The following is a 3,358-nucleotide window of genomic DNA, read 5'->3' on the forward strand; positions in this document are numbered from 1 at the left end:
ACTGCACTGCGATGACCTTGTGTTCCTGGCTCCAGACATAGCGGGTCCAGAAGCTTTGCGGGACGTGGTCGGTGTGCGCGTAGGACATTGCGTCTGCTCCGCTAGGGATTGGCTGCGCTGCTGGCGGCCGGGCCGCCTTGCGACCTGATGTAGGCCACCAGCGCGGTCAGTTCCTGCTCGCTCAGGTCGAAGGTCGGCATGATGGGGGCGAAGCCCTTCACGACGCGGGCCTTCGGGTCGCGGATGAAGGCGCGCAGATAGGCTTCGTCGACCTTCGCGGTGCTGCCGTCGGCCATCGTTTCGGTCTTGCCGTACAGGCCTTTCCAGGTGGGGCCCACGCGTGGACTGCCGTCCACGGAATGGCAGGCGACGCAGCCCTTGGCCGCGGCGAGCGCCTTGCCCTGATCAGCCAGCGCCTGGGCGCTGCCGCCTGCCGCGGCGGGGGCTGCCTGCACCTTGGCCTGCTGCCGCTGCGCGAACGTGCTCTGCTGCGCGAGCCAGCGCGAGAACGAGGCTTCGTCTTCCACCACGACCACGCCGCGCATGCCGGCGTGCCCGAGACCGCAAAGCTGCGCGCACAGGATGTCGTAACGACCCGCCTTGGTCGGCGTGAACCAGAAGGTCGTCACCATGCCGGGCACCATGTTCATGCGCGCCCGGAACGGGGGGACGTAGAAGTCGTGCAGCACGTCGCGCGACCGTGTCAGAACCTGGATCGGTCGGTTGAGCGGCAGGTGTACCTCGGGCGTCTCGATCAGGTAGTTGTCACGGCCGTTCGGGTCGCCGGGGTTCAGGCCGAAGGGGTTGTCGCTGCTGATATAGCGCACGTCCGTCTTGCCCAGCCTGCCCCCGGGGCCGGCGAAGCGGAAGCGCCATTGCCATTGCTGGCCGAGCACTTCCATCTGCAGCACGTGGGCCGGCGGCCGGACGTAGTCCGCGTAGACGAAGAGCCCCGGCGCCAGCAGCGCTGCCACGCCGATCGAGGTCAGGCCGATCAGCCACCATTCCAGCCGCTTGTTGTGGGGCTCGTAAGCCGCGCGATGACCGCGGCGGTGGCGGTAGCGCAGCAGCGCGATCACGATGAACAGGTTGATCGCGATGAAGAGCGCGCCGGTAATGACGATCGTGATCGTCAACATGTCGTCCATGCGCACCCAGTTCGACGCGATCGGCGTGATCCACCAGGGACTGGCAAAGTGAAACCCCACCGCCAATACGATGATCAGGCTCAGGGCAATCGCAAGCGCCATAGAAGGCCACCTCGCTGCGCGTCACTTGCTGGAGCCGTCAACAAAAAAACGCCTGGCATCGTGGCGCGCCTTGCCGTCCTTCATCCTGCCTGCGCCGGCACGTCTGCCAGGACCGCTTCACTGGGCGTTGCAAGCGGCTCTAAAGAAAAGGTAGTCCGCCCATCTGCATCGTGCAAGGCAGCGCAAGGAGGACGCGCGCGCCCTTTACGGCGGTCGCGCGAATGGAGCGGCACTTGCTGCGATGCAATGCAAAACGGCCGCCTCCGGCATGGATGGCCGGGGCGACCGTCACTCGAGCGCGCCGGGCGTTCGGGGCCCGAAACCCGATCGGCGCGGCAGGAAAAATGGCGCGTCAGTGCATCGCGTCCTGAGTGCGTCGTTCCAGCATCCCGTAGACGATGGCGGTGACCACGCCGAACAGCAGGTTTGCCAGCAAGGGCCCGGAACCCCGCTCCGAGACGAACCATGGGAATACGGCCGTCATGACATAGAAATTCCATACATACGCGACGATCCCGAAGGACACGCCGATGACAGCTTCCATGCCCACGCTCGAATCGAAGCGGAAAGGCGCGATGAGCGCGCCGAGCATCATCCCCATGATGGCGCCGAGCACGTAGTGCAGTACCAGCGCCGTTGTCACGATGCCAAAGCTGAAGTCCGACATCTGTTCGAGCGCACTCGAACCCATCACCATCGCCGCGATCTTGTGGGTGGGTTGCCACGGGCTTTCATCGAGCACCATGGTCGACCAGAAGAATTCCAGCACGATCACCAGCGCGCCCCCCACCAAACCGGCCACGGCGGCGGCGCGCCAGTCGGGCATGCGCCGTTCCCAATGGTGCGATTGAATGTGCAGTTCCATACGACCTCCTTGCTGGCAGTTCAGCTTCAGCACTCAGGTACCGAAAGCACCGCTCGCGTCAAAAGTGCGCCCCTCGTGCGATCCAGAATGGCAGATACGGATGTCAACGCAAGGTATAAAAACCCGGCGTGTGGCGTCGCACCGCGGCGTTCTGCCCGACGTTCGGCATCGGCGGACGTCGATGACGAGAAGCGGAATGTCGCCCTTGGGCGCGGCAATGCGATAGCAGTGCCGAACCGCGGAAGCCCTCCAACAACGCCCCTACGAGGCTGATGCCAAGGGCACGCCGTGTTGGGAGGCAGCCGCGGCTGTTGCGTGTGCGGGTTTTCGAGTTTCAGGGGAAGATCGGGGTCGTCGGCTCGCCACCCTCCAGATCGGCTTTCGGGAAATGCTGGGCGACCATCTGCTCGATTTCCTGCTCTCGCGATCCTGGCACGTCGGCCATGATCAGGATCTGGCCTTCCTGTATCGCGTCGCGAAATCGCTCGAGTCGTGCGTTCGGCTCGGCGATGCCGATCATCGCGGCCGTCCATGCCCCGAAGCCCGCGCCTGCCAACGTCAGTGCGACCACGGCGCCGCCCGCAATCACGAGCTCCGCAGGGGGGAACACAAGCGCGACGAGACCGACCAGCGCGCCGGTCGCGCCGCCGAGTGCGACGCCGCGCTCGAGCGCGTGCACGACATCGCTGCTTTGCAGCAAGGATGCTTCAGGCAACTGATCGAGCGCGACACTGTGATTGGCGAGGATGTGGATATGGCGCCAGATAATGCGCGCGCGCAACAAGTCGTCGACGATCGCCTTCGCCATCTGCGTATCGGGTACGAGGAAATAAAGGCGTCTCATGTTGGCACCCCTTTTTTACCGTCAGCTCATCCTCGAGGGATGCTTTTCTATTCTATGCCAGCGCTTCCGGAGGTCGTCCCTGAAATTGTGGAAACTGCGATGGCGACGTGCCGCATTGCCGTGCTTCGAGCGGCAATGGATCGCGCCAAGGGAAAAATCGCTCGGTCATAGGGGCGCGCGGTTACCGGCCAAGGCGGGGAGGGGCGCTATGCTCCGCGCGCGCATGCGATGGCCCGCTATGCTTTTTTCATATAGGCGCTGCACCAGCCTTTTGCATCGACCTGCTTGCCGCCGAAAATCGTGCACGGAGCCGTCGCGTCGCCGGTCTTGCCCTGGAAGAACTGGCAGTTCGCACAGGCCTGCCCAGACTGAAACTTCGGAAACTTCGTATGATCGACC

At 64.2% G+C, this 3,358-nt stretch carries 4 protein-coding genes; all 4 read right to left on the reverse strand.

Annotated features, from left to right (window positions below; genetic code table 11):
* Positions 1-101 precede the first annotated feature (101 nt).
* A complete protein-coding gene (locus KH616_RS23115) occupies positions 102-1,250 on the reverse strand; it encodes a c-type cytochrome (protein ID WP_292252280.1) in 1,149 nt (382 codons plus the stop codon).
* Between the two features lie 352 nt (positions 1,251-1,602).
* Positions 1,603-2,115, reverse strand: coding sequence for a hypothetical protein (locus KH616_RS23120; RefSeq protein WP_292252281.1), 513 nt, complete (start codon positions 2,113-2,115; stop codon positions 1,603-1,605).
* Positions 2,116-2,449: 334 nt separating this feature from the next.
* Positions 2,450-2,959, reverse strand: coding sequence for a DUF1269 domain-containing protein (locus KH616_RS23125; protein WP_292252282.1), 510 nt, complete (start codon positions 2,957-2,959; stop codon positions 2,450-2,452).
* A gap of 236 nt (positions 2,960-3,195) precedes the next feature.
* Positions 3,196-3,358 (reverse strand): high-potential iron-sulfur protein (locus KH616_RS23130; protein WP_292252283.1); only part of this gene is annotated, 163 nt, incomplete at its 5' end.

This window comes from Burkholderia sp., from assembly GCF_018375725.1.
Taxonomy (GTDB): Bacteria; Pseudomonadota; Gammaproteobacteria; order Burkholderiales; family Burkholderiaceae; genus Burkholderia.